The sequence below is a fragment of the Brenneria izadpanahii genome (assembly GCF_017569925.1).
In the GTDB taxonomy this organism is placed as follows: domain Bacteria; phylum Pseudomonadota; class Gammaproteobacteria; order Enterobacterales; family Enterobacteriaceae; genus Brenneria; species Brenneria izadpanahii.
This window is the reverse complement of the sequence record NZ_CP050854.1, coordinates 325807-351620: the sequence shown is the minus strand read 5'-3', so window position 1 is coordinate 351620 and position 25814 is coordinate 325807. Positions and strand designations below refer to the sequence as shown.

The following is a 25814-nucleotide window of genomic DNA, read 5'->3' as shown; positions in this document are numbered from 1 at the left end:
ATTCTGTCATTCCAGCTGTGCTGGTTTTTGTTTTATCTGTGGATCCCATATCGCAGCGATTATGCAATTCTTATTTTTTTGATCTTCTTTTTGCCCATAATCTCCAGCAACACCAGGTGCATCAATCACGCCGGGTATTCTCGCGCCTGGTGTTTTGTATGGCTGCTCGCCCCTTATATCATGCTGTTCCTGCCATTTTTTTTAAAGAAAAAAGAGAAGCCGGGCGAGGCTCAAGACGGGCCAAATAATTGAGTCAACACGCCTGCGGCTTGGAGCATGGCGAATAGAGAGCTTTTAGTTTTTGCCATCCAACGCATCGCGCAGAAAATCGCCCAGATAGTTAAACGCCGCCACCGTCAACACAATGGCCAGTCCGGCGGGCAGCATCTGCTCAGGATGTATCATCATAACGTTTTTCGCTTCGCCCAGCATCGCGCCCCACTCCGGGGTGGGCGGTTGCACGCCGAGTCCGATAAAAGACAGCGCCGATAGCAGCAAGATCACCGCGCCGCTATCGGTGGTCGCCAGCACCGTCATTTCTGCCGCCGTTACCGGCAGCAGGTGCCGCAGGATGATATAACGCGGCTTTCCGCCGATCATTCTGGCGTAATGAATATAGTGCTGACCGCTGTATTGCAGCACGATGCCGCGGATCATCCGGGCATACCAGGCCCATTTCACCAGCAGCACCGCCAGTATGATATTGCCCAGCCCCGGCCCCAGAATCCCCGCCAGCGCAAAAACCATCACTTCGCCGGGGAAGGAGAGCATCACGTCAGCCAAACGCATCAAGACGGCATCAACCCGCCCGCGGAAATAGCCCGCCAGCATGCCGATCAGCATACCGAACGCCAGCGTGACCGCCATCGCCGACAGCGATACCAACACCGTGGTGCGGATACCGAACAACAGGCGCGATAAAACGCATCGCCCCAGATGGTCGGCGCCCAGCGGATAATCCAGGCTGATGCCCCGATATTTATCGCGCCACGAAACCAGCAGCGGATCGTGCGGCGCAATCCAGGGCGCCAGTAAGCCGGCCAGCAGCAGCAACGCCAGAAAGCACAGGCAGCACAGCGCCAGCCGGTCCTGTTTCAGCCGCGGCCAGAGACGCCGCATCATCCGGCGATACCGCGCCGCAAACGGGGATCCAGCCACATTTGCAATGCATCGATGATGAAATTCATCGAGACAAACAGCAGCGCCATCAGCAGGACATAAGCCTGAATGACCGGGTAATCGCGGTTAAAAATCGCCGTCACGCACAGCCGTCCCAAACCGGGCCAGGAAAAAACGTTTTCGATAACCAGCGTACCGGCGATAAGTTTGGGAATGCTCATGCCTAGCGCCACCAGCGGCGAATAGAGGGCATTAATCAGCGCATGCCGCCAGAGGATGCGCCGGGCGCTCAATCCACGCGCCTGAGCATATTCGATATAAGGCTGGTTAAGCTGCCCCAGCATATTGTTGCGCAGCAGGCGGACATAGGTGCCGATATAGCCCAGCGCCAGCGTTAATGCGGGCAGTATCACCGCGCCCGGCTCCTGAATTCCGCCGATGGGCAACCAGTTCAGCTTGACCGACAGCAGCCAGATCAGCAGCAGACCGGCCCAGTAATTCGGCATCGCGGTAAACAGAAAAAGAATCGTGCGTAAAAGTTTGTCCGGCCAGCGTCCCCGGGCCGCCACGCACAGCATGGCGAACGACAGCGAGAACAGCAGGATGATGCCCAGGGCGCTGGCGGCCAGCCATAGCGTGGCGGGCCAGGCCGTCATAAGCTCCCGCCACACGCCGGTTCCGGTGACGAACGAGGTGCCGAAATCCAGATGCAGGCAGCGTTGCAGCCAGAAAACGTATTGCCGCCAGAAAGGCCGATCCAATCCCAGCTCATGACGCATCGCAGCGATGGCTTCGTCCGTAGGCACAATCATATTAACGCGCAGCGCCACTTCGGCGGGATCGGACGGGGAAAGGCGGATCAGCGCGAAGGCAATCCAGGATATCGCCAGGATCAGCGGGATCATCAGCAGCAGCCGGCGGAAGAGATAGCGCGTCATCCGTTCATCCTCGACTAACGCCAGTACATCTTTTCAAAAGGGATCTCATACTGGGAAGGATTAAACGCCACGCCTTGCAGGCGGCTACTGAACACGGCTTTGGTGCGCGAATAGGTCAACGGAATATAGACCGCTTCCCGCGCCAGCAGCATAAATATCTGGCGGTACAGTTCCCGGCGCGTCGCATCATCCGGGGTAATCAACACGCGGCCAATCAGCGCGTCCAGCTCGGCCTTATCCGGCAGCCCTTTTTGCCCCTGATAATCGGCATGCGCCGGAAGACGAAACGAAGAAACGTAAGACTGCGGATCGTAAGGTTTCCCCCAGGACAAAGAGTATTGCAGATCGAAATTCCCGGATTTCTGCCTGTCCAGATAAGCCTGTTTCTCTTCGCCGACCAGCGTGACGCCCACCCCCGCCTGCCGGAAATTGCTTTGCACCACTTCGGCGATTTGCTTCTCCGCCGCGTTGTTGGCGTTATAAGAGAACACCAACTGCAACGGTTCGCCCCGCTTCTCACGGATTATCCCGCCTGCGGGCAACCTCCATCCCGCCTGATCCAGCAACGCTTTGGCTTTTTCTATGTCGTAGCGATAAACCGGCAAACCGGCGATATCGGAATAAGGAACGTTGCGCGCCAGCAGCGTATCCGCCACGCTTTCGCTGCCCGCCATCACGCCTTCGGCAATCGCCTGTTTATCCACCGCATACTGTAAGGCGAGCCGCACCTGGCGATCGGCGACGATCGGCCGGGCGCTGTTCAACACCAGCGCCCGTGAAGCCGCCGGCTCGCTGATTGCGGTATGAAACTTGCCCCCCGCCTGCAACGCCACAAAACTATCGCCGTCAATCATGTCGCCATCGGCGCCGAAAATCAGCTGGATATCGCCTTTTTCCAACGCCAACAGCATACTTTGGCGATCGGGAATGACTTTCCACACTATCCGACGAAGCCTTGGCGGCGTTCCCCAGTAGCGGGGATTGGCGTTAAACACGGCATACTGGTTTTTCACATACTCGGCCAGCAGCCACGGCCCGGTTCCGGCATACGCGCGGACGCCATTTTTGCTTTGACCGTCAATAAAGTCTTTCGGGGAGATAAAGCGGAAAGGCCGGGTTAATCCCAGCTCCACCAGCGTGGGGTAATAAGGATTTTTCAAATTCAGCGCGACGGTGTAGTCATCCACCACCGCAACGCTATCGATCTGCCGTACCAGCTCAAGCCAGGCATGGCGCTGATAATTCGCCAACACCGCCTCAATATTCTGTTTCACCGCCTGGGCATCAAACCGTTCGCCGTCGCTGAAGGTCACGTCCCGACGCAGATGAAAGGTATAGCGCTTACCGTCCGGCGAAATATCCCAGCTTTGCGCCAGCCACGGCTTCACGCCCTGTTCGGTATTAACGACCAGCGGCTCAAACACCATATTTTGCGCGGCCATCTCGCCGCGATAAAGATGCGGATTAATATCCTGGATATCATTGACGCTGGCGTAATTCAGCGCGATCGCCGTAGGCGGAACGGCGTTCGCTATGGCTTCTGCGGCAAATCCGTTCAGCGCGAACAGGCCCAATGCCAGACAGCCGACCTGCGCATGGCGACGGAATCGCCGCGCCAGCGCCGCTTTGATATTCGGCATGTCATCCCCCGATGATTACTTTTCCGCGCATATCAAAAACATCGGCGTCGAGGCGTAGTTCACTTTTTCCGTCTCATCCCACAGCTCATCACCCACGCGCGTATCCAGCGAAATCTTGCGATAGCCGCATTTCAGCAGCGCCTGGGTATCCCACTGCGGACGGCGCTCGCGGCTGAGCGGCAACTGGCGGGCGATATTTTCCATCGCGGCGGTATCGGTATTGACGTAGTGATCGTCCAGCCCCAGATAGCGGGCGTTGGCCCGATCCTCCAGATAGCCGAGACGGCTTTGTTCATCAAACAGTTGCAGATACCAGTTGGCGTCAAAATTAATCAACCTTCCCCCCGGCGCCAGCACCCGATGCCATTCTTCATAGGCGCATTGCGGGTCGTCCAGATTCCAGGTCACATTACGCGTCACAATCAGATCAAATCGGTCATCAGCAAACGGCAGCGCGTGGACATCCGATAACACGAAATTCACCTCAACGCCGTAGCGCGCCGCATTAGCGCGCGCCTGATCCAACATCGCCTGCGTAATATCGACCGCCGTCACCTGATGCCCGGCCAGCGCCATCGTCACGGCAAAAAATCCCGGCCCGCTGCCGATATCCAACACCTTTAATAGCGGTTTGCGCGGCGCGTATTCGCTGATTTTTTTCAGCCAGGCGTCGCGCTTGGCGTTGGCCAATTCGGCGGCGTTCAGTTTACTGTAGCTGGCGGCACGGGACGTCCAGTAGCACTGCACATCATCCAATAGCTCGCGGCCTTCATTTTCGACAAGGAGTTGGCTCACGCAATGTGTCCTGTAACAGCGTTCAGACCAGCGTGTAGGTCACCAACGCGCCGGCGCTGAACAAGAAATAACTTCTTTTTTATGATGGCCGTCCTGCCCATCCCCTTTCGGACCGCCGCAGCGCGACGTTTTTTTCTATGCCCGATTTATATCAGATAGCAGGGGATGATTTAATCGCGGAGTATGAACTTTACAAAAAAAATCATACTTTTTTGATCTGACTTAACATACGGCTAAGGCGGTATTGGGGTTTACCCATAGGGGGAAGCGGGGAGCGCCCGCCCATGACGGCATTGGGCATTGAACGTTACAACGGAATAAGATTCAACCGCCCGTGGCGCACGCCGGTTTGCGCCATCACCGACTCGGCGAAGCGCTCAACCTGCAGCGTGGCGCCGCGCAAAATAATCGTCTCCACGCACTCCTCATGGCTCAGATGCGTATGCATGGTGGAAACCGTCAAATCGTGATGATCGTGCTGCATATCGGCGAGCCGGCTGGAAAGCTGACGCTCATGGTGATCGTAGACGTAGCTCAACACCGCCACGCATTCGCCATTCTTATCCGTCTCCAGCGTCATTTCCCCCAGCTCGCGGCGCAGCATATCGCGGAACGCCTCTGAACGATTGGCATAACCTTTACGCCGCATCAGTTCGTCAAAGTTCTGCGCCAGTTGATCATCCATTGAAATCGTCAGTCTTTGCACCGTCAGCCTCGTTAGAGAAAGAGAATGGAGAGGAAGTTTGCCGGCAATTATAAAAGGCGGATGGCGTAATGAATACGCATCAAATCAATTAAGTGATAATCGACAACGTTCTGTCAGAATAATAGCGCGGAAGAGGCGCAACGCCTGGGGCGCTGCGCCAAATCGGGAACAGGATTACAGCAGAATGCGCAGCATACGGCGCAGCGGTTCGGCCGCGCCCCACAACAGCTGATCGCCGACCGTAAACGCGGACAGATATTCCGGCCCCATGTTCAGTTTACGCAGACGGCCAACCGGAGTAGACAGCGTACCGGTCACGGCTGCCGGCGTCAGCTCGCGCATCGTGACGTCGCGATCGTTCGGCACCACTTTCACCCAGTCGTTATGGGTCGCCAGCATCTGTTCGATTTCCGGCAGCGCGACATCCTTTTTCAGCTTGATGGTGAATGCCTGGCTATGGCAGCGCAGCGCGCCGACACGGACGCACAGACCGTCAACCGGGATCACGCTGCTGGTGCCGAGGATCTTGTTGGTTTCCGCCTGACCTTTCCACTCTTCGCGGCTCTGGCCGTTATCCAGCTGTTTGTCGATCCACGGGATCAGACTGCCCGCCAGGGGCACGCCGAAGTTGTCGGTCGGCAGCGTACCGCTGCGGGTCAGCGAGGTAACCTTACGTTCGATATCCAGAATGGCTGAAGCGGGATCCTGAAGTTCTTTCGCGACTTCACCGTGCAGCATGCCCATTTGCACCAGCAGTTCGCGCATATGGCGAGCGCCGCCGCCGGAAGCCGCCTGATAAGTGGAGACCGAAACCCAGTCCACCAGATCGTTGGCGAACAGGCCGCCCAGCGACATCAGCATCAGGCTGACGGTACAGTTGCCGCCGGCAAACGTCTTAATGCCTTTATCCAGCCCTTGCTTGATCACATCATGGTTAACCGGATCAAGAATAATAATGGCGTCATCCTTCATGCGAAGGGAGGAAGCGGCGTCAATCCAATATCCCTGCCAGCCGCTTTCACGCAGCTTTGGATAAATTTCATTGGTATAATCGCCGCCTTGACAGGTGACGATGATATCCAGCGCACGCAGCGCTTCCAGGCTGTAGGCGTCCTGCAATACGCCTTGTTGACCTCCCAACGTTGGCGCCGGTTCACCGTGCTGAGAAGTGGAAAAGAATACCGGGCGGATCGCGTCGAAGTCGCGTTCTTCGACCATGCGTTGCATGAGAACCGAACCGACCATACCGCGCCAGCCAATAAAACCAACATTTTTCATGGTAACTGTCCTACCTTGGGGGTAACAAAAAGAATCCTGGATGCAGTCTTAGTGTAGTAATTGATAGTAAATACATTAAGAGTATACCCAATACGGCGGCAAACGGGCGAACTCCGGGAAACGGGTAAAACCGGGTAATTCGGGCAAACGCCGCCAACACGCCTGCAACTTGAAATATGACGGGTATAACGGCTTTAACCATACAAAATGTACGCAAAGTCGCAAGTGAATTTATTCGATAGCACGACATTTTTCAGCAGTCATTCTAATATCATCTGCTTTTATGCAGGACGACGTACCATATTATTGGCGCTCAGGAGCAAAAAACTAAAATGACAGAAATGATCTCGGCAACCGTTTTGTTGCTGTTAATTATGGATCCCCTCGGCAATCTGCCGATTTTCATGTCGGTGCTGAAACATCTGGATCCTAAACGCCGACGCGTCGTGCTAGTTCGTGAAATGCTTATCGCTCTGGGTCTGATGCTGATCTTTCTTTTCGCCGGCGAGCGGATCCTGGCCTTCCTGAATCTGCGCACCGAAACGGTATCGATTTCCGGCGGGATCATCTTGTTCCTGATCGCCATCCGCATGATCTTCCCCTCGCAGGAAGGCCACAAAAACGGTTTGCCCGCCGGGGAAGAGCCTTTTCTGGTGCCGATGGCGATCCCGCTGGTCGCCGGTCCGTCGATTCTGGCGGCGCTGATGCTGCTTTCCCACCAATATCCCGACCAGTTGCCCCACCTGACGCTGGCGCTGTTTATCGCCTGGTCAATCTCTTTCGCGCTCCTGTTAATGTCGGATCTGTTTTTACGGTTGCTGGGAGAGAAAGGCGTCAGCGCGCTGGAAAAGCTGATGGGATTAATTCTGGTGATGCTGTCAACGCAGATGTTCCTGGACGGCGTACGCGCCTATATGAAGCTGTGACGCGGTAATCAACGCCGCCCAAGAGGCGGAACCCGTTGTTATCCGACCGTGGCCGACCAGGCGTCCCGGCTTCACAGACAGGCGCCGGCAAACGCAGGCGGAGAAAACACTCCGCCTGACGCCCCTTCGTCACACCACCATCGCCAACAGCAGGCACCCGATCAGTCCGCAGACGGAGATAATCGTCTCCAGCGCCGACCAGGACTTGATGGTTTCCATGATGGTTAGATTGAAATACTCTTTGAACAGCCAAAAGCCGGGATCGTTGACGTGGGAGAAAATCACGCTGCCGGACCCGACCGCAATCACCATCAGTTCGGGGCTGACGCCGGTGGAGGCAATCAGCGGCGCGGCAATCCCGCCGGCCGTAATAGCGGCGACCGTCGCCGATCCCAGCGCGATGCGCAGCGTGGCGGCAATCAGCCAGGCCAGCAAGATGGGCGAAATGGAACTGCCTTCCATCATGACGGCGATGTATTTGTCTACGCCGCCGTCCACCAGCACCTGCTTAAACGCGCCGCCGCCGCCCAAAATCAGCAGCATCATGGCAATGATTTTAATCGAGTCCGTGATGGTCGCCATGACTTCATCCATCGAGCGGCCGCGATTCAGACCGAAGGTAAAAATCGCAATCAGCACGGAGATCAGCGTCGCCATAACCGGATCGCCGAAGAACTCGGCGTAAGGCAAAAAGGAATGTCCTTTCGGCAACACCATTTCAGCCACCGCCCGCAAGGCCATCAAAATGACGGGAACCAGCGCCGTGCCGACGCTGACGCCAAAGCTCGGCATCTCTTCATCGGAAAACTGCTTCGGATTATAAAGCCCTTCGGGAACAGGTTTATCGATGCCTTTCAGAAACCGGGCATAAACCGGACCGGCCAGAATTACCGTGGGGATCGCCAGCAACGTACCGTAAAGCAGCGTTTTTCCCATATCCGCGTGAAAAATAGCGGCGATTGCCGTCGGTCCGGGGTGCGGCGGCAAAAAACCATGGGTGACGGACAGCGCGGCGGCCATCGGCACGCCGGCGTACAGCAGCGGAATCCGGGCCGAGGCGACGATGCTGAACACCAACGGCAGCAGCAGGACAAAACCGACCTCATAAAATAGTGCGAACCCTACGGTAAAACCGGTCAGCACAATCGCCCATTGAATATGTTTCTTGCCGAATTTATCAATCAATGTGGTGGCGATGCGCTGCGCGCCGCCGCAATCGGCCAGCAACTTACCCAGCATCGCGCCGAATCCCATGATCAATGCCAGACTTCCCAGCGTGCCGCCCACCCCGCTCTTGATGGAGGCAATCACTTTATCTACCGGCATTCCCTGCATGATACCGACGGCCAACGCTACTAAAATCAATGAGATAAAACCATTCAGCTTAAAGCGAATCATCAATAATAGCAGTATCGCGACGCCAACAGCGACAATCACTAATGGCATAATCTGTTTCTCCAATCGTTTATTATTCATACCCCTAGCCGATCGCGGCAGGGAAGTGGAGATGGTTATTCTTTCTTTAACGTCATCCCGTTAATCCAGGCTGACGACAACAGAGATTAGAACGTTGGTTATTACATAAAATCCTTTGTGATTATTGTCACACCTCTTGATGTTACCGGTATCATGATACCGGTAACATGTTAAAATATGAAACTAGTAAGCAGCACTTAATTTACATTTTGGGATGGGGATCAAATTATGCCGGGTCAGAGCATTATTCTTATGGGCGTGTCGGGCAGTGGGAAATCGTCGGTAGGCGCCGAGCTTGCCCGAGCGATTGGTGCGAAGTTCATTGATGGCGACGATCTGCATCCTCGCGCCAATATTCAGAAAATGGCCAGCGGTACGCCGTTGAATGATGAAGACCGCGCCCCCTGGCTGGATCGTTTGAACGATGCCGCCTACAGCCTGTATCACAAAAATGAAACCGGCATCATCGTCTGTTCGGCATTAAAAAAACGCTACCGCGACCACTTGCGCCGCGACAATAAAGGGATGACTTTTCTCTATCTGAAAGGCGGTTTTGATACCATTCTGGCGCGGCATAAAGCCCGGGCGGGGCATTTCATGCCGACGGAACTGTTAAAAAGCCAGTTTGATGCGCTGGAAGAACCGGGCAGCGACGAGCCTGACGTCCTGACGGTGGACATCGACGGCAGCATGGAAGAAGTGGTTAAACGCTGCATTAAGGCGTTGCACGGCCGCCAGCCGAAGTGACGATCCGGCGGCGGCAAAGTTATCGCCACGGCCCAAGCAAGGCCGTTCAGTTAAATGCTGCCGCCGTCCAGCAGGGTAAACCCCACATCGACCATTGATGGCGCGACGCGTTCGCCCCGCAGCCGCTGAAGCAGGCGTTCCGCGCCAATCTGTCCCATGCGTTCACGGGGAGTCAGCACGCTGGCCAGCTTCGGCTCCATCGCCTGGCCGATATCGTGACCATGGAAGCCGGCGACGCCCATATCCTGCGGCACGCGTAGCCCCTGACGCCGGCACTCGAACATGGCGCCGACGGCCAGGTCATCATTGGTACAGAAAATACTGTCGATCTGCGGGTGCTCCGCCTGCGCCTGCCGCAATAATTCCCCCCCAGCGAATAGGAAGAGGCGAGTTTGCTCATCACGCTGTGGCTCTCCAGCCCGTGCTCCCGCATCGCTTGTTCATAACCTTGGCATTTTATGATGGTGCGCTCATCCTGCCGCGCCCCCAGATAGACGACATGGCGATGCCCCAGCGCAATCATATGCCGGGTCATCTGCCGCGCCGCTTCAAAATTATCGAACCCGACCGCCATATCCAGGCAGGGAGATACCGAATCCATCAGTTCCACAACCGGAATGCCCGCGACATCAATCATCTGCCGGGTGCGATCCGTATGAAAACGCTCGGCCAGAATCAGGCCGTCGATGTTATAAGCCAGCAACGACGTCAGCCGCTGCTCTTCCTTCTCGGGATGATAACCGTAATGGGCCAGCATGGTTTGATAGCCTTGCGCTTCGGTAACCCGTTCAATGCCGCGCAGCACTTCCGCGAATACCTGATTGGTTAACGACGGCAGTAACACGCCTATCGCCCGGCTGGTGGCGCTGGCAAGCATATTGGGAGCCTGATTGGGGATGTAGCCCAACTCATCAAGCGCGATGGCTATCTTTTCCTGCAAGGGAGCAGAAACCTGAGTCGGGTTACGCAAATAACGGCTCACCGTCATTTTGGTAATGCCGACCCGATCGGCAACATCCTGGAGAACCGGTCTTTTTTTCTTCATTATCTACGGAGAACGCCAGCAAATATTGAGCGGAAGTCTAGCAAAAAATGAACGCAGGGCATATGCGGATCCGGCGTTTTGGCAACGGCAGGCTGTGTTTTCTCCCTCCCCCTTATCCGGGGGAGGAGCTGGCTCATTAAAAACGGGGGTTTTCTCCCTCCCCGGCGAAGGGGAGGACCGGGGTGGGGTTTTAGAACCGGCAGGTTGGTCATCAGACTCAAAACGTCTGGCGCGTTTTTTAACGCAGATTGCGGCAATCCGAAAGGCGGCTGGAAGGGATACGATCCACAAAAAAAAAGCCAGCACCCGAGCTGGCTAAAATAAATACTGGAAGCAATGTGAGCAATGTCGTGCTTTCACGGTAAAACCGAAATCGTTATGTGAATATCATCCACATGAGCATACTCTTCGGCTCCCCCGGAACGCACTGCAATAATAATCATTATCATTCTCGTCTGTAAAGCATTTTTTTATCATCCCCTTTCCCGCTCATCGCTTCGGGCCGTCGCAAGCGGCGTTAAAAGTCGCGCCCGCGGTTTTTTATTCCGCCGGTCAATCCTACGCCAAAGCCCGGGCCAGCAGCGTGATCGGATGTTCACACGGCTTGCTGGAGGACATTTCAATTTGCCATTTGCAGGTTTCACAATCGGTGATCACCACATCGGCCCCGCTCTCCTCAATCTGGCGAAACAGCGGCGCGCCGATACCCTGCGCGGTCGCGTAATTTTCTTTTTTGAAGCCATAGGTGCCGGCGATCCCGCAGCACTGAGAATCCAGCACGATGAGTTCAATGCCGGGAATGCGCTGCAACAGCGCCAGCGTATATGCCGTCCAGCCCATTTTTTCCAGATGACAGGGCGTATGGTACGCCACCCGCAGCGGCAGCGAACGCAACGGCAACTCGCGCCCTTCCTCTTCCAGCAAGCGGTATAGCTGACGGGTCGCCAGTTCAATGCCATCGCGGACATGGCGCGTATCAATACCCAGCAAATGCGGATATTCGTCGCGCAGCGTAAAGGCGCAGCTGGATGACGTCGCCACCACCGGTATCGCCTTACCGTTGATCGCTTCATTCAGCGATTTAATATTTATCCGCGCCTGCTTTCTTGCCCGATCGTGAAAACCATTGGCAATCAGCGGCACGCCACAGCACTTCTCTTTGGTTAACAGTTGAACGCCCACGTTTAGCGCGTTAAACACCTTAATCAGATCTTTCCCCAGTTGAGGATGGTTGTAGTTGACATAGCAGCCATGAAAGTAGGCGACCTGCTCGGCGTAACGTTGCTGCGTTTCTTCCTGCCGGCGATACCAGCGGCGAAACGTGCCGAAAGAATACTTCGGCAACTGACGCCGATGGTCGATCTTTAAGGCTTTATCCAATAGCTGGCGCACCGGTTTCAAGCCGGTAGCCGTATTCACCAGCGGAGCAAACGGCGTGGAAACGGATCCCATCAGGTCGGTATGGCTCAGGATGGCGTCGCGCAACGAGGGCTTGTGAGCGCTGTAATTGGCTTTCGCGCGTTGAATAATATCGCCGATTTTTACGTCTGACGGACAGGCCACTTCACAACGTTTACAGTTGGTGCAGTATTTGAGCGCTTCATCATACAATGCGGGATCTTTACGCCGCAGACGCTCGCCATCCGGCCCGGCCTGTTTCGGCCCCGGATAGAGCGGGTTAACCCTGGAGACCGGACAATAAGTCGTACACACCGTACACTTGATACAATTTTCGAAGCTATTATCGGTAAGCAAACTCATCAGTCGCTCTCCTTCAGTATCAGGTCGGCGGCATACAGCGCGCTAAGCATCGATACTCCGGCGCCGCACCCTTGCGTAATGGGATCGAACCCTTCCAGCACCGCGCCGATGGCATACAGGTTATCCACCGTTTTGCCGCCGATGGCGGGGCGCAGATTCTTATCGGTTATCACCCCGAATTGCATATAGGGCTGCGCGGCGAACACGTCCTGTCGGCTCCACGCCTCGCGATGCGCCTCAAAACGGACATCCAGCCCGAAAACGGGTTCAATGACCCTGTCGAACCGCGCGGACAGGCCGTTGCTAAAGAAACTGCCGCTGGCCAGCACCACGTGCCTGGCCCGCAGCGGAATATCCTGGTGATTGCGGGTATAGAGGGCCATCTCCCGCGCCTCCGGCATCGCTCTTTCCACCCGATCCCCCGGCATGACGATTCCCCCAACTGGCGAAAGCGGCGCAATAATGATTGATGTAACCGCAGCCCCGGAACGGAAGGCGGCAACGTCGGCAGCAGTTGAACCGGCTTGCCCACCCGTTCGCTCAACTCGGCCAATATGGAAGGCTCATCCAGCCCCAGACAGGCAGGCATAATCACCGCATCGTTGCCGCTGGCCAATACCGCCAGCTCTTCGGCCAGCGCCGCCCGGTTCTCCGGCCGATCGAGCACCCGGGAAATATTCACCGCCCGGAACTCGCTGGCATTACAGCGCAGCCGGTCCAGCGCCGGCAGCTTTACATCATCACTCCGGGCGGCGATGCCCTGGGCCTGAAGCGTTCCGGCCACGATACGCGATTGAAAATCAAGAAAACCTTCAATACCGGCGACCAGCGGATTCCGCCAGCGTTCGCTGCCGGGCAACCCCTGCGTCACGCTATCCGGCGGGCTAAGCCAGCAAGGACGAAACTTGCCCAGCGGCGTCATCCGCAGGTGGTTTTGCCGATAATCGCCCAGCATGGATATCGAGCTACGCGTCAGCAGTTGCTGAACGTCCGGCAGCAGCGCGGCGACGCTTTCGGCTCCGATCAACGAATAAGGATGACGGGGCGCCTGTCGGGCGAGTTCATCCAGCGCGCTTAGCGGCTGGTTGACCGGCCGGCCATCCGGCAGACAGGCCAGCAGATCCAAGGCTCCCGATGAGAAATGCAAAGCGCTTTGCCCGGCGCTGACGATGGCGCAACGTTTGCCCTGTTCGGATAACCGAATCGCGCAGGTTAACCCCGCCAATCCGCCGCCGATGATGACCACGTCATAGCGCATGGTTTTCCTCCTCACTGTCGCTGGCGGTCAAACCACACAACCCTTGATAGACCCAACTGGTAAACTCGCTTTCGCGCAGAGTATTCCCCCAGGCGACGGGCCGAATGCCTTTCCAGCGTTCGTTCAGAAACTGGCTCAACTGGGTAATGGACTGCTGCGGCGTCGATTGTCCGAACCGGCACAGCAACCCCGAGGCCCGGCAAGCGCATAGCTCGCCTTGACAGGTTCCCATCCCAACGCGGGTACGCCGGCGTAAATCAATCAGATTATTAACCTGCAGCGATTCCACCGCGTAACGCACTTCGCCCGCGGTGACCGCCTCACATTCGCATACCAAGCTGCCGTTCAGGCGCTCGCCGGACAGCAAGCGCCCGGCGCGTTCGCCGTGACGATAAATGGCCGATCCGCGCAGCGGCGCGGATAAAGACGAAGATGATTGTGATGTAGCCGAATTCCCCGCGAAAGAGGACGGATTGGACGCCGAACGCGCGTTGCCGGGCTCCGAGCCGGGCAGCGGCCGCTCGGCGGTGACGCACGCGGCGCGATGCCCCAGCTTTTCACAGATTTTATCCGTTACCCATTCGGCCATCAGCCGGTAGGTCATCAATTTACCGCCGGTGATGGTGATAAAGCCTTCCAGACCGTCGCGGCTGGCGTGATCGAGCAGCACGATGCCGCGGCTGACGCTGCGCCCGCTGGGGTCGCTGTCGCTGGCCACCAGCGGCCGGACGCCGGCATAAGCCCGAAGAATGCGCGTAGCCGCGAGCTGCGGCGCCAGTTTGCTGCCTTCCCGCATCAGCGTTTCCACTTCGGCGGACGTGACCGTCATATTATCGATTTGATCGTAGTCGATATGGGTTGAGGTGGTGCCGATCAGCGAAATGGTATCGCCCGGCACCAGGATGTCGGCATCAGCCGGTTTGCGGCAGCGGTTAATCACCATGTTATTGATGCGATGCCCCAAAATCAGCAGCGCGCCTTTCGCCGGAAACATTCGCACCCGCAGATCGGCATACTCGGCGATATGCTGTCCCCAGATCCCGGCGGCATTAACCACTACCTGCGCATAGATTTCGCTTGTCAGACCGCTTTTATGGTCGAAAACGCGCACGCCGGTAATGCGATCCCCCTGGCGGATCAGGCCGGTGACCTCATGGTAGGTCAACACTTCGGCGCCATGTTCTTCCGCATCGATCATATTGGCCGTGGTTAGACGAAAAGGATCCACCGTACCGTCGGGAACCCGCACCGCGCCGATAAGCGTTGGATTAGCGGCCGGCTCAAGCCGCAGGGCTTCTTGCGGATCAATCGCCTGCGCATCGATCCCCGCCTGACGACAGGCGGCGATAAATTGAGTCTGGTAGGCGAGATCGTCTTCCGGCAGGGTAATAAACAGGCCATCGGTAGGTTCGACGCAGTGACGGGCGATACGCCGCAAAATCTGATTTTCTTCGATACATTCGCGCGCGGATTCGCCATCGGTCACCGCATAACGCGAGCCGCTATGCAGCAGGCCATGATTACGTCCGGTCGCCCCGGTCGCGATATCATAGCGTTCGAGCAACAGGCAGCGCAGCCCCCGCAGCGCGCAATCCCGCACCGTTCCGGCTCCCGTTGCGCCACCGCCAATCACAACGACATCGGTTTCCCGGTATGCCCCATTATTTTGCATCATGTCCTCGCTTCACGCGGCTCGTTACACCGAGTTATTGGAACACAAAGCACAGGGTTAATGTTTGATAAAGAGCAAAAACGAACATTAAACGAAAATAATATGGCGATTAAAATCCATGTTCGTGATTGATGTCACTAAAAGCGATACGGCGGCGCTACGGCAACATTGCTGCCGCCTGCCCGTTTCTATTGCAAAAACAGGCGCCGCAGGTAGTTCGGCACCGCGTCTTCCGCGTTGGAGCCGATCACTTCCAACTCAGGCAGCAAATCCTTTAACCGTTGATGGGCGTTTTGCATGATGCAACCCTTGCCGGCCATCGACAGCATTTCGTAGTCGTTCATGCCGTCGCCGAAGGCGATGCACTCTTTAAGCGAGAAGCCGATAAGTTTCGCCACCTGCTCCAGCGCATGTCCCTTGGATACCCCGCCGGCCATCACTTCCAGGCAGTTCAGCGTCGAAAAGCTCACATTGACGCGATCGCCCCAGCGCGCATTGATCGCTTCTTCCAGCGGCAATAGCCGCTCATGGGAATCACAGGTAAAGAAGATCTTACTGACGCCGTCGGTTTCCAACAGCGCGGGTTCAAACAGCTTGTACTTAAATACCGACTCTTTAAAAAAACGCTCTTCTTCGGGGCGCTGACGATTCATAAACCAATCATCATCGCGGTAAACGTGCGTCAGCATATCCGGGTTGTGGTGTACCACGCCGTAAAGATCGCGCGCAATGTCAGGGTCCAAATTATGGCTGAAAATCAGCTCTCCCTGCGTATTGTGCACCCGGGCGCCGTTGGAGGTGATCATAAACGCGCTGATGCCGAGACCGTCGCGGATCTGCGCCACATCCATATAGTGCCGCCCGGTGGCGAACACAAAGTGAATGCCTTTGCCAGTTAATAGCTTAAGGGTCTCTTTCGCATAGGGCGACAAGGTATGGTCGGGCGACAATAACGTGCCGTCTAAATCTGAAGCGACAACATGGTACATAACGGTGAGCTCTAACCTCTGGTGATGTTGTGGCGGCACGCGCCACGGAATTTAATGGTAATGGGAAAAATGAGCCAGAATCAGCCCAAATGCCTCAGCGCGAATGTTATCTTTCTCAAACAGGATTTCATGCCGCGCCCCTTTAATTATCCGGGGCGCGCCGCCCGCGCATGGGTGACCGCCCTGCTCCAGAGCCTGACAAAACGCATCCTGGCTGCGGTTGTCCACCACACGGTCTTCCTCTGCCTGCAACAACAGTATCGGCGTCGTGATATCGGCGGCCATCGTCAGTAGCTGTTTTCCCACGATCAGGGCCTCGCGGACCCAATGGTAAGTCGGCCCGCCAACGCGCAACGCCGGTTCATCCGCATAGGCTCTAACGCTACGCCGATAACGTTCGCGGCTATGGGTCAGTACGTTGACCATATAGGGCAGCGCCCGCCATTGCCCGGTGCCAATCGCATAATAGTCGCGTACCGAGGGATGACGTTCCGCCCAATCGACAATCCGCCAGGCCAGCCAATATGGCATAGGTAAATGAATACCGCACATCGGCGCGCACAGCGCCGCCGCATCAAAAGCCGCCGGCTGGCGGGCCAGAAACTGCGCCAGGATCGCGCCGCCCATCGAATGCGCCAGGGCAAAACGCCGGGTATAGGCGTAGGAACTGATTTGCTGCCGCCACAGCAGTTCGACGTCGTCCACATAGTCGCTAAAGCGCAGCACATGCCCACGATTCCTGTCTTCAAGCAGCCGGCCGGAACGCCCCTGCCCGCGATGATCCATCATCAGCACGTCATAGCCATTATGGAAGAGATCGTAAGCGACTTCACCGTATTTTACGTAACTCTCGATGCGGCCGGGGAACACGACAACCAGTTTATCGTGCTGGGGAGAAGCGAAGCGCACAAAGCGGATCGGCACATCGTCGACGCCGATAAATTCCGACTCCTCGCGCTGACGCCAAAAATCCAGCAGTTTCCCGGTCGCAAAGGCAGAAAACTGCACTTCTCGCGTCAACAGACTATCGGGATACTGAATCATCACACGACTCCGGTGCAGGCCAGTAAAGCTATCGTATCGGAAAGGCTTTGTGAGCTATAGCACAAATATATCTATCAGAGTATTGTGTCATAAAAAATCGCCAGGAGCGATTTTCAACAACGCAACGCGTTGGCCCATAGGGCGAGCCTCATGGATGAGGCGATTTTCAACGTTGCGTGGCAACGGCGCGCAAATAGCGGTCAGGACGCCCGTTATAGAAAACAAACTGCTGACAAAGTTCGAAACATTGCCTTAATTACCCCTTCCCGGCCTCCCTCTTGTCAGGGGGAGGCGCTAACGCATTAAAAATGCGGGATCTTCTCCCTCCCCTGGGAGGGCCGGGGTGGGGTTAGAACCAGAAGATTTGTCATCAAATTCAAAAACAACCTGGGAGCATGCGGAAGTGACCTTCGACTGGTGGTTAACCTATCTACTGACAACATTGATTCTCAGCCTTTCGCCCGGTTCGGGCGCGATCAACACCATGAGTACCGGCATCAGTCACGGCTATCGCGGCACCATCGCCTCAATCACCGGTTTACAGATCGGTCTGGCCGTGCATATCGTGCTGGTAGGCATCGGACTTGGCGCGCTGCTTTCGCAATCCCTCCTGATTTTCGACTTACTCAAATGGTTGGGGGCGGCATATCTGATTTGGCTGGGGATCCAGCAGTGGCGCTCGGCTGGCTCATTGGATATGAACGCGCTGGCCAGCGCCATGCCGCGCCGTAAACTTCTGAAACGCGCCATTCTGGTTAATCTGACCAACCCGAAGAGCATTGTGTTCCTGGCGGCGCTGTTTCCGCAGTTCATCATCCCCCATCAGCCGCAGGCCGCGCAGTATTTGGTTCTGGGGGCGACCACCATCGCCGTCGATATTATTGTGATGATTGGCTACGCCACGCTGGCCAAGCGTATTTCCGGTTGGCTGAAAGGCGCGCGGCAGATGCGGATACTCAATCGGATTTTTGGTTCGCTGTTTATATTGGTCGGCGCGCTGTTGGCGACCGCGAGAAAGGCATAGCTAGCGGCTATCAGTCGTCGTCATTATCGACATGATCGCGGATCATGGTCATAAAGGGAGCGCCGAAGCGCTCAAGTTTGCGCTGTCCGACGCCGTTGATATGCAACAACTCCGCGGCGGTAATGGGCAACATTTCGGCCATCTCCAGCAGCGTGGCGTCACTGAACACCACATAGGGCGGGATGTTGGCTTCATCGGCGATGGATTTACGCAGCTTGCGCAATTTGGCGAACAGCTTACGGTCATAGTTTCCGCCGTAGGTTTTTTGACTGGCGCGCGGCTTCAGGTTAATCACCCTGGGAACCGCAAGCTGTAGCGAAACTTCGCCGCGCAGCACCGGACGGGCCGACTCAGTGAGCTGTAACGCGGAGTGCAGCGCGATATTCTGATTCAGCAATCCCAGGTGAATCAACTGGCGCAACACGCTGATCCAGTGTTCATGAGACTTATCGCGGCCGATGCCGTACACCGGCAGTTTGTCGTGGCCGAACTCGCGAATACGCTGGTTATTCGCGCCGCGCAGCACTTCGACGATATATCCCATCCCAAAGCGTTGCCCTACCCGATAAACGCAAGAGAGCGCTTTTTGCGCTTCCACCAGTCCGTCATAACGTTTGGGGGGATCGAGGCAGATATCGCAGTTGCCGCACGGCTGCTGGCGTCCCTCGCCGAAATAGTTGAGCAGCACCAGACGGCGGCAGGTTTGCGCCTCGGCAAAAGCGCCCATCGCATTGAGCTTATGGCGTTCAATTTCCAACTGTTGTCCGGCCGGTTTTTCTTCCAGACAGCGCCGCAGCCAGGCCATATCCGCCGGATCGTAAAACAGCGCCGCTTCCGCCGCCAGGCCATCCCGTCCGGCGCGCCCGGTCTCCTGATAGTAGGATTCAATATTGCGCGGAATATCGAAATGCACCACAAAGCGGACGTTAGGCTTGTTGATGCCCATGCCGAATGCGACGGTCGCCACCACCACCTGAAGATCATCGCGCTGGAAGGCTTCCTGAACCTGCGCCCGGCGTTCATTGTCCAGCCCGGCATGGTACGCCGCCACGCTCAACCCGCGGCTTTGCAGGCGGGCGCTGATATCTTCCACCTTGGCCCGGCTGTTACAGTAAATAATGCCGCTTTTGCCGCGCTGTCCTTGTACGAACATCCACAGTTGATCGAGCGGTTTGAATTTCTCCACCAGCGTATAGCGGATATTCGGGCGATCAAAACTGCTGACCTGGATCAGCGGGGACTGGAGATCGAGCAGACGAGCGATATCCCGCCGCGTGGTTTCATCCGCCGTGGCGGTCAACGCGATCACCGGCAGGCCGGGGAAATACCGTTTCACCTGCCCCAACGCCCGGTACTCAGGGCGGAAATCGTGGCCCCACTGGGAAATACAGTGCGCTTCATCCACGGCGATCAGCGAGGGCCGCCAGTGGGTCAGGTGATCGAGGAAGCTATCGGTAGTCAGACGTTCCGGGGCGATATACAGCAGTTTGATCTGCCCGGTTCGGCAGCCGGCCATCACCTCCAACTGCTGCTCCCGGGTTTGGGTCGAATTGAGACAGGCCGCCGACACGCCGTAAGCCTGTAGCTGATCGACCTGATCCTTCATCAGTGAAATAAGCGGAGAGACTACCAGCGTCAGGCCATCCATCGCCAACGCGGGAATTTGATAGCACAGCGATTTCCCGCCGCCGGTCGGCATAACCACCAAACAATCCTGCCCGTTGAGGGTCGCATTGATAATCTCCTGCTGACCCGGCCGGAATTGCTGATAGCCGAACGTCTCCCGCAGGATCTGAACCGCCAGCGCTTCCTTATTCAATACTTCCGCCGTAGACACGCCTTCCCCAATCTGATGAATTCAAACAGACGCTATTTTCAGCGCCGTCCGGTAAAACTGCAATGTTTACCTGTGAATATTGCCGATATCCGTAACCCCCGCCGCAGCGGAAGGCGCGGATAATCAGAACATATCATTCAGCGTCACCCCAACGCCGAAGCGGGTCTGGCGGTGATTATAGTCAATCAGCGACTCGCCGTAACCGCTGAATACCTTGGTATAAAAACGCACGTGATCCGTCAGCGGATAGCTCCAGCCAAGTTCGCCGCCGCCGTAACCGCTGTTCCAGTTGTAGCGCCCTTCCGCGCTGAATACGCTGTCTCCCCAAACATAGCCGACGCGCAGGCGGTAATGTCCCATATATTTGGTGATATCCGGGTTATCGTCCCGGCTGTCGGAGAAGCGCACCCAGGGTTTCAGATCCACCTGCCAATTGCCGTTTTGCGCCATCAAACGGACGTAGCCGCGGTTCCAACTGCGCGATGTCGGTTCGGAGCGCCCGTTAGACTGGTGGTTGAAACCCACCTCCACGTCCCGCAACGTCCAGCCGCCCAACGAGTAATCCGTTGCCCAGCCGAGGAAAAGTTGCGGCTCATAATCCGTTTCACGAAATGGCGAAGACTGGCTCTTATTGGACATCTGCCACCAGGAGCGCTGAGTATAAGACGCGCCCAGCAGAGAACTGTCGCCGAAAATACCGCGCCAGAGCGGGAAGCCCAGACTAAGCTGGAAATTCACTTCGTCCTTGCGCGCATCATTCGCCCAGTTATAGCTCTGTATCGCGGTTTTATTGATATTGCTGGTATAGGTGTAAAGCAGATAGTTGCTTTCATACGGATAGAGAACAAACGGACTATCATGCTTTTGCAACAGGCTGGCGATGATGCTGCCCCGCACCGCGGGTTTATCATGCACCGGCTCTATTTTCGCCTCTTCCGCCTGAGCATGTATCGCCAGCAGCATAGCCAACATGCCTACTATTTTACGCATTCACTTTCTCTCCTGAGCGATTGTGATTATTATCCGGCCAAGTCGTTCCCGTCATGCCGTCAGTTAAAACCCGCGATCCCCTGCTATCCCGGCGAGCCAATCCGCTTGATTAAATGACTAACATGAAATTCAAAGGGGTCATTTTACACAGTTCGCCGGTATTTGAATCCAGGTTCCGACGTTTCTCGGTTTTTTCTGTAGCAACGCCGCCGCCGGCCTATATTGCCGGCTAATGATAAGAATGAAAGCGGCCCCTGTTTGTGGTAGATTTCCTCATTTCCCCACCGTTTTATCGAGTCACCAATGGATGCGCAGCAAACCCGCAAGGGGATCTTTTTTGCTCTGGGCGCTTACTTCATCTGGGGTATCGCGCCGGTTTACTTTAAGACGCTTGATCACGTTCCCGCCGATGAAATATTGACGCACCGGATTATCTGGTCGTTTTTCTTTATGTTAATCCTGTTGAGCATCAGCCGAAAATGGCATCAGGTCGGCTATGCCTGCAAGAATGTCAAACGCCTGCTGTTGCTTGCAGTCACCGGCGTATTAATCGGCGGTAACTGGTTGCTGTATATCTGGGCGGTCAATAACCACCATATGCTGGAAGCCAGTCTCGGTTACTTTATTAACCCATTGGTGAACGTCATGCTGGGCATGCTGTTTCTGGGCGAACGCTTCCGCCGTCTACAGTGGCTGGCCGTGTTACTGGCCGTGGCCGGCGTGCTGGTTCAACTCTGGACCTTCGGTTCGCTGCCCGTCATCGCACTGGGGCTGGCTTTCAGCTTCGCCTTATACGGCCTGCTGCGAAAGAAAATCGGCATTGACGGCCAGATCGGTATGTTGGTTGAAACGCTGTGGCTGTTGCCGGTGGCATGCGTTTATCTGTTTTTTATTGCCGATACGCCGACCAGCCATCTGACCGGTAATACCTGGGCATTGAATCTGCTTTTAATGTCCGCGGGCATTATCACCACCGTGCCGCTGCTGTTTTTCACCGCCGCGGCCATGCGTTTGCGCCTATCCACCCTCGGTTTTTTCCAGTACCTCGGCCCAACCATGACGTTCCTGCTGGCCGTGATCTTCTATGGCGAAACCTTTGGCGAAGACAAGCTGATTACGTTTGGTTTTATCTGGGGCGCGCTGGCGCTGTTTATTCTGGATGCGCTTTATCACCAGCGTAAACAGCGGCGGATCAACCTCTCGGCGAACTAAGCTCGATACGCCGGGAGATAAAACGCGACAGCACCGGGCTCACAATCAGCGTCGCGAACAGCCTCATCGTCTGCAACGCGATAACAAACGCGATGTCGACGTTGCTGCCTGCGGCAATAATGGCGATGGAATCCAGCCCGCCGGGGCTGGTTGCCAGATAAGCCGTCAGCAGATCGACCGGCAGCAGCCTGGTCACCATCAGCGCCATCGCGCCGCATAACAGCATCAGCCCGATAATCGACGCCATCATCTGCGGCAAAGTGCGTAGCGCCAGCAGAAAGATCGGCCGGGTAAACGATAAACCGACGCTCCAGCCAATAAACGCATACGCCAGCGCCAGCAGCCATTCCGGCGTCTGCAACGCCAGCGTTCCGGTCGAATGCAGTGCCGCGCCGACAATCATCGGCCCCAACATGGCGCCGGAAGGAATGCGCAGTCGCCGGCCTAACCATGCGCAGCAAAATGCGACGCACAGCGTGGCGGGAAAGCGCCAGTCCAGCGCAGGAAACCATACCAGCATGGCGCTGTTTTCCGCGGCCTCGCTCCCCAGGCTAATGCGCGCGACGAACGCCGCCGCCGCCGTGACCATCAGTACGCGCAAATACTGCATAAACGCCACCAGGCGAACATCCGCGCCAAACTCCCCCGACATGGCCACCATCGCGGCCGCGCCGCCGGGAGAAGCGCCCCAGGTGCCCGTCGGACCGGGCAGTTCGCTGAACTTCACCAGCAGCCAGCCGGACACGCCGCTGGCGGCGAGGGGCATCAGCAGGATAAACAGCACCAGCAGCCAGTTATTCAGCAACGGACTCAGAATCGAGAGAGAAAGGCTTTGCGCCACCAGGCAGCCCAGCACCGAGGTGCTGCCAAGAAAACAGACGCGGGGAAGACGAATGGTTGCGCCGTTCAGTCCCATCGCAACGCCAACCAGCATGGGACCAAGCAACAACGCGGCAGGAACGTGATAAATCTGTAGCAAAACACCCAGCACCAGCGAGACCGAGAGCAGAATTCCCCACTGCATCAAGGGTGAAATCTTTCGCATGCGTACAACCTGTTTCAGCAATATGACGACTGCCGTCATTCTAAACAGATTGTCCAAATAATTAACATGGAAATTAATCGCGGGAGAGAAAACATTCAACGCGCTCCGCAAACCAGGGAGCGCGGCGAATTTCAGAGCCAGTTTTTACGTTTGAAATAAAGATAAGGCGCCAGACCCGCCAGAATCATCAGAATGATGGCGGCCGGATAGCCAAACGACCATTTCAGTTCAGGCATAAACGAAAAGTTCATCCCGTAACTGGATGCCACCAGCGTCGGCGGCAGGAACACCACGGAAACCACCGAGAAGATTTTGATAATCCGGCTCTGTTCGATATTGATAAAACCCATCGCCGCCTGCATCAGGAAGTTAACCTTCTGAAACAACGATTCGTTATGCGGCAGCAGCGATTCGATATCGCGCAGGATCTCGCGGGCCTGCTCCAACTGGCCGGACGGCAAACGCGCTTTACGCACCAGAAAATTCAGCGCCCGCTGGGTATCCATCAAACACAGGCGCACCTTCCAGCCCACGTCTTCCAGTTCCGCCAGCGTGGAGAGCGCATCATCGTACTCTTCTCCCTGGCGTCCTTCCATGATGATACGGCTCAGCGATTCCAGATCGCTGTAGATATTCTCAATTTCGTCCGCCAGCTGTTCGATTTTGGTTTCAAACAAATCGAGCAGCAGCTCATAAGCATTGCCATCCACCAGCGTCTGATTACGCGCCCGCATCCGGTAGAGACGAAACGCCGGCAGCTCGCGCTCACGCAGCGTATACAGACGGCCGTCGCGAATAGTAAAAGCCACGGTGGCGTTGCCGGCATGGTCCTCGGCGTCTTCAAAAAAGAAGAAGGAGTGAATATGTAACCCGTCTTCATCTTCGAAAAAACGCGCGGACGCCTCAATATCTTCCAGCTCTGGCCGGGTCGCCAGACTTTGCCCCAGTTCCGTTTGCACTTTCTCACGTTCGTCGACTTCCGGCTCGATCAAATCGACCCAGACGGATGAAGTGAGATCATCGGAATCTTCCAGCTCCAGACGACATAAACGGCAATTATCCAGTTTAAATGCGCTCAGCATAGGCCATAGCTTCCTGTTTTAGTAATTAGAGAAGATGGACGACGCGATTGAAGCAAAGAAACAAGGGTGAAAACGTCACCGGCAGGTTTCAGTCCGTTCGACGGATCTGACTCTCAGCGACATGATGAAGAGATCGCTGACAACCACTAAGGCTATCAGCGATGAGAGAAGATAGCCTTAGAAGTTGTACCTAATGGTCAGGTTATTGAGCCAACATCGACTGGGTATGTCCAAGGCGTAAGTCCTCCGCAAATAATGATGCGCGCATGTTACGCCGAGATGAAAAAGGCTGTCAACTTTAAAACCGCGCCGGAAATGCTTTGCGGAGTTGGCGGAATCGCCCCTGACCGCGCCCCACGGCACGCATGGAGAAACGCATCGAAAACGAGCCGCCGGCACCGATTGGCACGGCGACGGGCCCGGTTCTCCTGCCGTCAGGCGTCTTCCGGCAGGTAGGCAACGGCGCGCACCGGGAAACTCGCCGTACCGGCAAAGTTGGGATACATGACGTGAATATAGGCGCCGGTGGGCGGAATCCGATCAAGATTGTTCAGTACTTCGACCTGATACGCGTTCTGATCCAAAACATAGTATTCGCCAATCAGCGCGTTGTTCCGGCGAAAATCCACGGCGGCGTCGGTGTCCAGCGTTTCATGCCCGACGGCGCTGATGCCGCGCATTTCAAACAGAAATTTCAACGCGTCGATAGACCATCCCGGCGTATGACTGTCGCCCTGTTCATCCAGGTTGGCAAAGGCGGCGGCGTCCGGCCACCTTCTGCTCCAGCCGCTGGCAAAGGCGACGAAACAGCCGGCGGGGATCGTTCCCCATTGCGCTTCAAACTGTAAGATATCATCCACCGTCAAACGGTAGTCGGGATCGCGCGTTACCGCTTCCTGCCGATGGATCACCAACAGCGGCAACAGCAGTTCTTTATTGTCGATGCGATCCAAATAGCGCTTGCCGGCGACAAAGTGCCCTGGCGAATCAATGTGGGTTCCGGTAGGCGTGGTAAACGTGACTTCTTCTGCGAAAAATCCATGCTGTTCAACGCTGAACACCGTTTTGCGCTTTACGCCTTCAAAGGCGCTGAAAACCGGAATATCTCCCGCTATCGAGTGGGTTAAATCCACCCATTTCTTTTCCCGCAATGCATCCACAATCTGCTTCAATGTCATGGTTTACTTCCTTTTTCCTCTTTTATTTCGTCCCGACACTATACAGACAGGC

General features: G+C 56.1%; 21 protein-coding genes and 2 pseudogenes. 4 read left to right on the top strand and 19 right to left on the bottom strand.

Annotation, left to right across the window (positions count from 1 at the left end):
* Positions 1–6: 6 nt before the first annotated feature.
* From HC231_RS24110 to asd, 7 genes are all read right to left on the bottom strand, one after another.
* Positions 7–129, bottom strand: coding sequence for a hypothetical protein (locus HC231_RS24110; RefSeq protein WP_281397376.1), 123 nt, complete (start codon positions 127–129; stop codon positions 7–9).
* Positions 130–294: 165 nt separating this feature from the next.
* The gene (gene opp1C / locus HC231_RS01580; protein WP_208229434.1) at positions 295–1122 is read right to left on the bottom strand and encodes a nickel/cobalt ABC transporter permease; all 828 of its coding nucleotides are present in this window, start codon (positions 1120–1122) and stop codon (positions 295–297) included.
* Positions 1119–2057 carry a nickel/cobalt ABC transporter permease gene (gene opp1B / locus HC231_RS01575; protein WP_208229433.1) on the bottom strand — a complete coding sequence of 313 codons (939 nt, stop codon included), beginning with the start codon at positions 2055–2057 and terminating at the stop codon, positions 1119–1121. Before opp1B ends, opp1C begins: the two co-directional genes overlap by 4 nt.
* 14 nt (positions 2058–2071) lie before the next feature.
* Entirely contained in the window at positions 2072–3697 is a 1626-nt protein-coding gene (gene nikA, locus HC231_RS01570) for a nickel ABC transporter substrate-binding protein (RefSeq protein ID WP_208229432.1), read from the bottom strand.
* 15 nt (positions 3698–3712) lie between these two features.
* On the bottom strand, positions 3713–4492 hold the full coding sequence (locus HC231_RS01565; RefSeq protein WP_208229431.1) for a class I SAM-dependent methyltransferase: 780 nt from the start codon (positions 4490–4492) through the stop codon (positions 3713–3715).
* A 307-nt stretch (positions 4493–4799) separates the two neighbouring features.
* The gene (nikR, locus tag HC231_RS01560) at positions 4800–5198 is read right to left on the bottom strand and encodes a nickel-responsive transcriptional regulator NikR (protein ID WP_208229430.1); all 399 of its coding nucleotides are present in this window, start codon (positions 5196–5198) and stop codon (positions 4800–4802) included.
* Positions 5199–5372: 174 nt separating this feature from the next.
* On the bottom strand, positions 5373–6476 hold the full coding sequence (gene asd / locus HC231_RS01555; protein WP_208229429.1) for an aspartate-semialdehyde dehydrogenase: 1104 nt from the start codon (positions 6474–6476) through the stop codon (positions 5373–5375).
* 332 nt (positions 6477–6808) lie between these two features.
* On the opposite strand from asd, the gene HC231_RS01550 reads away from it, so the two are divergent.
* Entirely contained in the window at positions 6809–7402 is a 594-nt protein-coding gene (locus HC231_RS01550) for a YhgN family NAAT transporter (RefSeq protein WP_208229428.1), read from the top strand.
* A 129-nt stretch (positions 7403–7531) separates the two neighbouring features.
* On the opposite strand, the gene gntT is transcribed toward HC231_RS01550, so the two are convergent.
* Positions 7532–8848, bottom strand: coding sequence for a gluconate transporter (gene gntT / locus HC231_RS01545; RefSeq protein WP_208231184.1), 1317 nt, complete (start codon positions 8846–8848; stop codon positions 7532–7534).
* A 258-nt stretch (positions 8849–9106) separates the two neighbouring features.
* On the opposite strand from gntT, the gene HC231_RS01540 reads away from it, so the two are divergent.
* Positions 9107–9625 (top strand): gluconokinase, encoded by a 519-nt coding sequence (locus tag HC231_RS01540; protein ID WP_208229427.1) that lies wholly within the window; start codon positions 9107–9109, stop codon positions 9623–9625.
* Between the two features lie 50 nt (positions 9626–9675).
* Here the strand turns inward: HC231_RS01540 and gntR are convergent.
* From gntR to pldB, 6 genes and pseudogenes are all read right to left on the bottom strand, one after another.
* Positions 9676–10670, bottom strand: a pseudogene (gntR, locus tag HC231_RS01535) (gluconate operon transcriptional repressor GntR).
* Positions 10671–11228: 558 nt separating this feature from the next.
* A complete protein-coding gene (glpC, locus tag HC231_RS01530) occupies positions 11229–12431 on the bottom strand; it encodes an anaerobic glycerol-3-phosphate dehydrogenase subunit GlpC (RefSeq protein ID WP_208229426.1) in 1203 nt (400 codons plus the stop codon).
* A pseudogene (glpB, locus tag HC231_RS01525) lies at positions 12431–13689 on the bottom strand (glycerol-3-phosphate dehydrogenase subunit GlpB). The gene glpC and the pseudogene glpB overlap by 1 nt, the downstream one beginning before the upstream one ends.
* Positions 13679–15364, bottom strand: coding sequence for an anaerobic glycerol-3-phosphate dehydrogenase subunit A (gene glpA, locus HC231_RS01520; protein ID WP_425490503.1), 1686 nt, complete (start codon positions 15362–15364; stop codon positions 13679–13681). The pseudogene glpB and the gene glpA overlap by 11 nt, the downstream one beginning before the upstream one ends.
* A gap of 185 nt (positions 15365–15549) precedes the next feature.
* Complete coding sequence (gene yigL / locus HC231_RS01515) at positions 15550–16350, bottom strand: sugar/pyridoxal phosphate phosphatase YigL (RefSeq protein ID WP_208229425.1); 801 nt, start codon at positions 16348–16350, stop codon at positions 15550–15552.
* 51 nt (positions 16351–16401) lie between these two features.
* Positions 16402–17394, bottom strand: coding sequence for a lysophospholipase L2 (gene pldB / locus HC231_RS01510; RefSeq protein WP_208229424.1), 993 nt, complete (start codon positions 17392–17394; stop codon positions 16402–16404).
* A gap of 403 nt (positions 17395–17797) precedes the next feature.
* Here pldB and rhtB point away from each other — a divergent pair, with 403 nt between their 5' ends.
* Entirely contained in the window at positions 17798–18418 is a 621-nt protein-coding gene (rhtB, locus tag HC231_RS01505) for a homoserine/homoserine lactone efflux protein (RefSeq protein WP_208231182.1), read from the top strand.
* A gap of 10 nt (positions 18419–18428) precedes the next feature.
* Here rhtB and recQ read toward each other — a convergent pair whose 3' ends face one another.
* Together recQ and pldA are read right to left on the bottom strand one after the other, a co-directional pair.
* Complete coding sequence (gene recQ, locus HC231_RS01500) at positions 18429–20255, bottom strand: ATP-dependent DNA helicase RecQ (RefSeq protein WP_208229423.1); 1827 nt, start codon at positions 20253–20255, stop codon at positions 18429–18431.
* A 123-nt stretch (positions 20256–20378) separates the two neighbouring features.
* Positions 20379–21245 carry a phospholipase A gene (pldA, locus tag HC231_RS01495; RefSeq protein ID WP_208229422.1) on the bottom strand — a complete coding sequence of 289 codons (867 nt, stop codon included), beginning with the start codon at positions 21243–21245 and terminating at the stop codon, positions 20379–20381.
* A 303-nt stretch (positions 21246–21548) separates the two neighbouring features.
* Between pldA and rarD the strand changes: the two genes are divergently transcribed.
* Positions 21549–22457: an EamA family transporter RarD gene (gene rarD / locus HC231_RS01490; RefSeq protein ID WP_208229421.1), complete on the top strand. Its 909-nt coding sequence runs from the start codon at positions 21549–21551 to the stop codon at positions 22455–22457.
* Here the strand turns inward: rarD and HC231_RS01485 are convergent.
* The 3 genes from HC231_RS01485 to HC231_RS01475 all read right to left on the bottom strand — a co-directional run bounded on the left by HC231_RS01485 (position 22438) and on the right by HC231_RS01475 (position 25762).
* Positions 22438–23502: an AbrB family transcriptional regulator gene (locus tag HC231_RS01485; RefSeq protein WP_208229420.1), complete on the bottom strand. Its 1065-nt coding sequence runs from the start codon at positions 23500–23502 to the stop codon at positions 22438–22440. The genes rarD and HC231_RS01485 overlap by 20 nt on opposite strands.
* 131 nt (positions 23503–23633) lie before the next feature.
* Positions 23634–24584, bottom strand: coding sequence for a magnesium/cobalt transporter CorA (gene corA, locus HC231_RS01480; protein ID WP_208229419.1), 951 nt, complete (start codon positions 24582–24584; stop codon positions 23634–23636).
* Positions 24585–25018: 434 nt separating this feature from the next.
* A complete protein-coding gene (locus HC231_RS01475; RefSeq protein WP_208229418.1) occupies positions 25019–25762 on the bottom strand; it encodes a cyclase family protein in 744 nt (247 codons plus the stop codon).
* Positions 25763–25814 lie beyond the last annotated feature (52 nt).